This is a genomic window from Pseudomonas sp. P5_A12, assembly GCF_056400685.1.
This window is the reverse complement of sequence record NZ_JBFUKU010000272.1, coordinates 1-7,014: the sequence shown is the minus strand read 5'-3', so window position 1 is coordinate 7,014 and position 7,014 is coordinate 1. Positions and strand designations below refer to the sequence as shown.

Below are 7,014 nucleotides of genomic sequence, written 5' to 3'. Positions count from 1 at the left end.
GTCCCATACACCCACAATCGCCTTCCAACTGCCCGCGAGCATGCCGTTACCGGCAGCCGCAAAGGTCGACTGCGACCACCGCGGTTTAAACCCGGCCCACTCACTGCGCAGCCAGTCGTCCAGCTCTTTGGTCAGGCCGTCGTAGGACGAGAAAAGATCATCAATTTGAGTCGGCGTGACTTCGCTCTGAACATGAACCCGGTAGAACTTGCCGGGTGTCCCTACGARCTGCCCTTTACCGTTTTCATCAAGCTTGACCGGTGTGCTCTCGCCGCCATCCATGGCAATCACATCAACCGATATATTCCCCAACGGAATGTCATAAACCGATTCAAACTTGCTCTCGACCTCCAGAATCCCGCCGTCCGGACACTGCGCCACACTGGATAAAAACTCATCGTCGCCACTGCTCACCGCAGTCGTCGTATTGCCGAGTTTTATCAGCCGTTCCATGCCCATCAGCGACGGCAAATCCGCCGCGCGGCTGGCCTGGTCCGCCGCCCGGCTAAACCAATGYTTCAGCTGTTCGCGGTARAGMGWMAGSGTGTCCGGAAAACTGTCGAGTTCCTGCTCGATGCGGGCGATGTGGGTCATCAACGCACCGAACGGCAGGCAGTGGAGTGGAAAATCGGGTCGAACATGAGCAATCCCTCGCGCAGAAAATGGGGCGCGCGAGACTTTGCAGGGGATCAGTCAGGAAAGAAGTCAGAGAAGGTGGCGATGACTGTAGGGAAAATCCTTAAAAACGCTTCAACAAACAACACACCGGCCAAAACGCAAACGTGGCGTGAGGTTTCCCGCACGCCACGTTTGTACTTCAGACACCGGCGGCGTTACTGGGCATCACCCCGAGCCGCCAACTCTTTCAACTTGAGCTCAGCTAACGGATGCCCGGCCTTCGCGGCCATGCCCCACCACCGAGCGGCTTCAGCCGGATCCGGCGCCTTGCTCGGCGTACCCGCCAGGCTGATCACCCCCACCTGATACGCCGCTTTCCCATCGCCCGCCAACGCCGCCAGGCGCAGTAATCGCACGCCCTCTTCGCGAGCGCCAAGGCCGACGCCGCGAAAGGTCAGGATGTGGCCATAGAAGCTCTGAGCGCCGACGTCACCCAGGTTCGCCATGCGGGCGAACTGGCCTTCGAGCCAGCTCCAGCCTCGGGGCTGGCGCACAAACCAAGACCAGTGAAACAACCGGCGGGCCAGCCAGTAACCGGCCCGGGCCTTGAGCTTTAAAAACACTCAGGCCTCTGCCGATTCGGGGTATTCGTATTCAAACACTCGCACAACCTCCGAAGCGTGCCAGGACGCGGCGGCGACGCCGTCTGACGGCCCGGAGAAACGCCCCAGACGCTCGACACACTCAAAGAATCCGGTGCGCGGCAAGCGGCTGGCACCCTGGCTGATCACCAGCGAACTGCGCAGTGGTTGCTCGGCCTTGGCGTCCAGCGCGGCCAGATGTTCAAGCGCAGCGGTCAGGGTTTGCATGGCTGGTGTGGGCAATTGCAAACGCTCCAGCAACGCGCGATACGTCAAAAGATGACGCTGACGACGCGCCTGGTCCAGCTCCCCCAGTAATCCGTCCCAATGGTGACGACTGATGCGTACGCTCACGATTCATCCCTCCACCCTGGCACCGTCAGTTCCCAGGCCAGGCTGCGGCGAATCGCAGCGTCGGGTAGACGCTCGCCACTTTCGATCAAGGCCAGATAAGACGGGCTGATGCCTACCGTGCGGGCCAGCGCCTCAATGGCGATGCCCTTCCCTTCGCGCAAACTGCGTAGTTGATCCAGACCCGGAAGAATCTGGTCTGGTGATGGCGCGTGACGCACTGGCGCGTCGGGCGCCGGCTGCTCGTTAATGCCTGCTGCTTTCAGTAGAGCCTGATACTGAGCCCACGGCAAAACTGCATACTCGGGCTCGCCTTCGCGTGTGATTATCTGAATATCCATGACTTCCCCGTAGGACAACGACACATAGCGAGTCGGCACTTTTCCCTAGAAGTGTAATCCTAACAGCGACCAAGGTCGCGCGGGGGCATGAATAAAGGCGATTCTCAATCGGCTCTGCTCTTTTTCGGCCCCTGAAGCCGAAGTTGTTCCTGGGTATCGGGCAGACGCTCGACCACTGCCAACTTTTCCGGTACCTGACGCTTACGCCAGGCACGGAAGGCGTTGAGTTCGTCGTCGAGCACTTTCATTAGCCAGGCCAGCACGGCGATGTCGTCGAGCATGCCAAACAGGGGAAGGAAATCCGGAATGGCATCTACAGGACTGAGGAAGTACATCAGGCCTGCGACTACCGAAATCAGCGCCTTGGGGCTGATGGCTCGGTACTCCCCGCGCCAGTAGGCCAGGCACAGTGCCTGCAACAAGCGCAGATCATCTTTAACCTTGCCCAGGCGAAACCCCTGACTGGCACCTTTACTGGCGACGGCGAACAGCAGTGTCGGCAAGCGCCCGCGTGCAAGCAGGCGCCCGGCGAGTGGCAAGAATCGAGCGAAACTCCAGGGTGCGTTCATTATTCCTCCCACTGAAATGTTATCCACACAAATTGTGGATAACCTTGTGAACAGAGCTGCTTTTCACGGCTGAAAGCCCCGTTTCATAAGGGGCCAGCTCAGATCGGGCGTTTTTTACTCACATAAAAAAACCCAAGATTTCATTGACTTGGACCGCCGGCGCGGCTAGCACGGGCGTCCTCAATGGCTATGACTCCAGCGTTCAGCAACCGTTCGCTTTGTTTACCCTCACTAAACCCCGGATGCAACAACGCCCCGCATTAGCGAGGCGTTGTTGTCTAAGCAGACGCTGATTACTTGGCGGCGTCTTCTTTGGCTGGATCTTCTTTGCTTGGATCTTTGATCGCCAACAGTTCCAGGTCGAATACCAGCACCGAATTGGCTGGAATCGCCGGGCTTGGGCTTTGGGCGCCGTAGGCCAGTTCGCTAGGGATGTACAGTTTGTACTTTTCACCCACGTGCATCAGTTGCAGGCCTTCAACCCAACCCGGAATCACACCGCTGACTGGCAGATCGATCGGGCTGCCGCGCTCGACGGAGCTGTCGAAAACGGTACCGTTGGTCAGCTTGCCGGTGTAGTGAACAGTCACTACATCAGTCGATTTAGGCTGTGGGCCATCGGCTTTCTTTTCCACTTCATATTGCAGGCCCGAAGCGGTGGTCACTACGCCGGCTTTCTTGGCGTTTTCTTCGAGGAACTTCTTGCCGGCAGCTGCCGACTCTTCGCTCATCTTGGCCATGCGCTCTTCTGCACGCTTTTGCAGTGCGGCGAAGGCTTCGACCAGCTCCTCATCTTTGAGCTTCTGCTCTTTCTTGCCGACGGCATCTTCGATGCCCTGGGCTACGGCTTTGGAATCCAGATCATCCATGCCTTCCTGAGCCAGGCTTTTGCCCATGTTCAGACCAATACCGTAGGAAGCTTTTTGCGCCGGAGTTTTCAGCTCTACGCTGGTCTGCGAATCACAACCCGCGAGTACCAAGCTAACCAGGGCCACCGCCGCCGCCAACCGATGCTGTTTCATGCTATTTCCTTGTTCATGCGCCTAAAGGGCAATCGAGTAAAGCCGCGAGCTTATCAGGCCGCCACGACCAATGGCTACCGGCATGAGAGCAGGATAATGCTGATAAGTTCAGGCATTTTGGCGCATTTCAGCCTTGGTAGCATGAAGGCTCTGTCATCTTCCACCTACAGCAGCTGATCCCGGATCCCACAGCATCTGGCGTAATGGCCACTTGCCGCAGCTTAGACGCCAAGGCATAAAAGCGCTACAAATCGACAAGGATGTTTGTCATGCGCCTCTTATATCGCCTGCTGATGCTGATCGCTGTGCTGTTTGGACTGTGCCTGGCCATGGTTCTGTACTACGTCGCCAACCCGAAAATACCCAACTGGTCGCCTGCACAGCAGGTGCATTATCTTGAGCAGTGGAGCACTGAAGACCGCCAGACTTACTACTTCACCCCCCAAGGCACTCAGGTCAAAGGCTTGCGCTACGACTGGTTCACCGCCCTCGAACTGCCCTTCTCCCGGCAACGATTCGCTTCGCCCGACTACCTCGCACGCTTTGGCTTCCTGATCGACCCCGGTCAGAAGCCCACACCAAACAATCCAGGCAATTTGCCCGCAGGCTTTGCCCGTCACCAAAACCCCGGCAGTCAGGACGAGTTTCTGGACATCACGTGCGCTGCTTGCCACACCGGTGAGTTGCGCTTCAACGGCCAGGCGATCCGCATTGACGGCGGCGCGGCGCAACATGTTTTGCCTTCCAGTGTTCCTACGTTGCAAGGGGGCAGTTTCGGGCAAGCGCTGGTCGCCAGTCTGACCTCGACTTACCTCAACCCCTGGAAATTCGAACGCTTCGCTCGCAACGTGCTGGCCGAGAACTACGACGCCCGGCACCTACAATTGCGCAAGGACCTGAAAGCGTCTCTCGATACCTTCGTGAAAGTTGCCTGGAACGATACTCACCGCGGGCTCTACCCCACCGAAGAAGGACCGGGCCGCACCGACGCCTTCGGGCGCATTGCCAACGCCACGTTCGGCGATGCGATTTCAGCCGACAACTACCGCGTGGCCAATGCCCCCGTGGATTATCCGCAACTGTGGGACATGTGGACGTTCGACTGGGTGCAGTGGAACGGCTCGGCGCAACAACCCATGGCTCGCAACATCGGCGAGTCCTTGGGGGTGGGCGCCACACTGAGTTTCTTCGATGCCAACGGCCAACCGCTCAAAGGTGATGAGCGTTACCCGTCGAGTGTCCGACTGCACGACTTGCACAAGATCGAACAAACCCTGCAACGGCTCAAATCACCCGCCTGGCCTGAAGCGCTGCTCGGTGCTGTCGACAAGCCGCTGGCGGCCAAAGGTCGCGAGCTGTTTAGAGAAAACTGTGCCGGCTGCCATATACCACACGCAGGCGAAAGTGATGGACGCTGGGTACAACAACTGAAAATGCTCCAGGTCGATTTCATTGGCACAGACCCGGGGGCCGCAAACAACATTGCTGACCATCGTTTCGACCTTTCCGCCCTGCGATGGGATCTGGCAGAGCTCAAACAGATGGATGTGCATTTGCAGCCGACACCCACTGAAGCGCTGGATTTGAGCAAGTTATCGTCGGCCAAAGGGCTGGCCTACATCACCGCTTTCGTCGGAGATCGAGCCTACCGTGATGCGAACATTCCTACAGCTGAGCAACCCGCAATGAATGGCTTCGGCTTGCCGATTGGCGTGCGTGAGTTGCGAGCCTACAAGGCACGGCCCCTGGCGGGGGTTTGGGCGACTGCGCCCTTTCTGCACAACGGCTCGGTGCCGAGCCTCTATCAATTGCTCTCGCCTCAGGATGAACGCGCCATCACCTTCTATAAAGGTACGTTCGAGTACGACCCCCAACACCTAGGCTATCGCACCGAGGCCTTCACCAATGGCTTCGTGTTCGACACGCGCATCACCGGCAATCACAACAGCGGCCATGAGTTCCGTGCCGGCAAGCGCGGCAACGGCGTGATTGGCCGCTTGCTGCAACCGGAGGAGCGCTGGGCGCTGCTTGAGTACCTGAAAGTATTGGGCGGCCCCTTGGAGGCACAATTGCCATGAGCACACTCTGGATGCGCTTTGGCGCGTTTCTCGGCAAGTCCCTTCTGTGGTTGCTGGGCCTTGGAGTCCTCGGCTGGGCGCTGGCCACAATGTGGTTTGCCTGGCAGCACAGTGGACCGGTTTCGGCGCATGAACTGATACCGGACGGCGAAGCCGCCATGACCCGGGACGTCATTCAAACCGCCATGCGCATCGTCGATCAACACCGTGAAAACACCCGCTACCTGCGCGACGCCCATGCCAAGGCCCATGGCTGCGTGAAAGCCGAGGTTCAGGTGCTGCCGGATCTTTCAGAAACATTGCGCAAAGGCGTGTTCAGCGAACCCGGCAAAACCTGGCAAGCGACGATGCGTCTGTCCAACGGCAACGCGTATCCGCAGTTCGACAGTATTCGCGATGCCCGGGGCATGGCGATCAAATTGCACGATGTGCCCGGCAAGCAACTGCTCGCCGATCAACAGCAGCGCGGTGAACAGGACTTTGTAATGTTCAGCCATCCAAATTTCTTCGTCAGCGATGTCGCCGAGTATCGTCAGAATGTGGCGGCGCAAGCTGACGGCAAAAAGGTGACGGCGTTTTTTCCTGGCTGGGACCCGCGCACCTGGCAGGTTCGCCATCTGTTTATCGCCCTGGCGACCCTCTCCACTGCACCGCAAAGCCCGACACAATCGACTTACTTTTCGGTTTCGCCCTACAAGTTCGGTGAAGCCAATGCCAAATTCCGGGTAATGCCAGACCCGGATAGCTGCCCGACCTATACCCTGCCGGCACAAAACCAGACGCTGCCTAACTTCTTGCGCAGTGCGCTGAACCAGCAATTATCGACCGACCGGGTACCGGCCTGCTTCGTCCTGCAGATTCAGCGCCAGGACCCGAGCAAATTCATGCCCATCGAAGACACCAGTATCGAATGGAGAGAAAACGATGCGCCGTTCGAGACGGTCGCGCGAATCAAACTACCTGCTCAGGACTTCGATACGCCGGCGCTGAACCTGCAATGCGACAACCAGTCGTTCAACCCATGGTTTGGCCTTGAGGCTCATCGACCGATTGGCGGTATCAATCGTCTGCGTAAAGCGGTGTATGAAGCGGTCAGCGACTATCGTCACAGCCGCAACGCCGAGCAATAAATCCCGCCCACAAAAAAGCGACCTCGAAGGTCGCTATTTTTGTGGGGGCCCGGCAATGGCCAAAGCCCAGACGACAAAAAGCCCGCATTAAGCGGGCTTTCTGTGTGGTGACCTGGCGTTCAGCGTTCCAGGTAACCGAATATGGCGCAGCGGACGGGACTCGAACCCGCGACCCCCGGCGTGACAGGCCGGTATTCTAACCCGGCGTGACAGGCCGGTATTCTAACCGACTGAACTACCGCTGCGCGTAGCGTTGAAAGTGGT

Annotated in this window: 7 protein-coding genes, 1 tRNA gene and 1 pseudogene; 2 read left to right on the top strand and 7 right to left on the bottom strand. The window is 58.3% G+C overall.

Annotated features, from left to right (window positions below; genetic code table 11):
• The 6 genes and pseudogenes from AC1DSG_RS25005 to AC1DSG_RS24980 form a co-directional block, all read right to left on the bottom strand.
• Positions 1–594, bottom strand: a pseudogene (locus tag AC1DSG_RS25005) (type IV secretion protein Rhs); the annotation flags it as partial.
• A gap of 239 nt (positions 595–833) precedes the next feature.
• Positions 834–1,241: an SEL1-like repeat protein gene (locus AC1DSG_RS25000; protein ID WP_477793290.1), complete on the bottom strand. Its 408-nt coding sequence runs from the start codon at positions 1,239–1,241 to the stop codon at positions 834–836.
• Positions 1,242–1,613, bottom strand: coding sequence for a hypothetical protein (locus AC1DSG_RS24995; protein ID WP_007945207.1), 372 nt, complete (start codon positions 1,611–1,613; stop codon positions 1,242–1,244).
• Entirely contained in the window at positions 1,610–1,951 is a 342-nt protein-coding gene (locus tag AC1DSG_RS24990; RefSeq protein WP_477793289.1) for a helix-turn-helix domain-containing protein, read from the bottom strand. The genes AC1DSG_RS24995 and AC1DSG_RS24990 overlap by 4 nt, the downstream gene beginning before the upstream one ends.
• Before the next feature lie 104 nt (positions 1,952–2,055).
• Entirely contained in the window at positions 2,056–2,520 is a 465-nt protein-coding gene (locus AC1DSG_RS24985; RefSeq protein WP_477793288.1) for a YkvA family protein, read from the bottom strand.
• Positions 2,521–2,813: 293 nt separating this feature from the next.
• Complete coding sequence (locus AC1DSG_RS24980; protein ID WP_477793287.1) at positions 2,814–3,542, bottom strand: FKBP-type peptidyl-prolyl cis-trans isomerase; 729 nt, start codon at positions 3,540–3,542, stop codon at positions 2,814–2,816.
• Between the two features lie 269 nt (positions 3,543–3,811).
• Here AC1DSG_RS24980 and AC1DSG_RS24975 point away from each other — a divergent pair, with 269 nt between their 5' ends.
• Both AC1DSG_RS24975 and AC1DSG_RS24970 read left to right on the top strand, forming a co-directional pair.
• Positions 3,812–5,620, top strand: a complete 1,809-nt coding sequence (locus AC1DSG_RS24975) for a di-heme-cytochrome C peroxidase (protein WP_477793286.1) — start codon at positions 3,812–3,814, stop codon at positions 5,618–5,620.
• Positions 5,617–6,750 carry a catalase family protein gene (locus AC1DSG_RS24970; protein WP_477793285.1) on the top strand — a complete coding sequence of 378 codons (1,134 nt, stop codon included), beginning with the start codon at positions 5,617–5,619 and terminating at the stop codon, positions 6,748–6,750. Before AC1DSG_RS24975 ends, AC1DSG_RS24970 begins: the two co-directional genes overlap by 4 nt.
• 142 nt (positions 6,751–6,892) lie before the next feature.
• On the opposite strand, the gene AC1DSG_RS24965 is transcribed toward AC1DSG_RS24970, so the two are convergent.
• A tRNA-OTHER gene (locus AC1DSG_RS24965) sits at positions 6,893–6,995 on the bottom strand.
• Positions 6,996–7,014 lie beyond the last annotated feature (19 nt).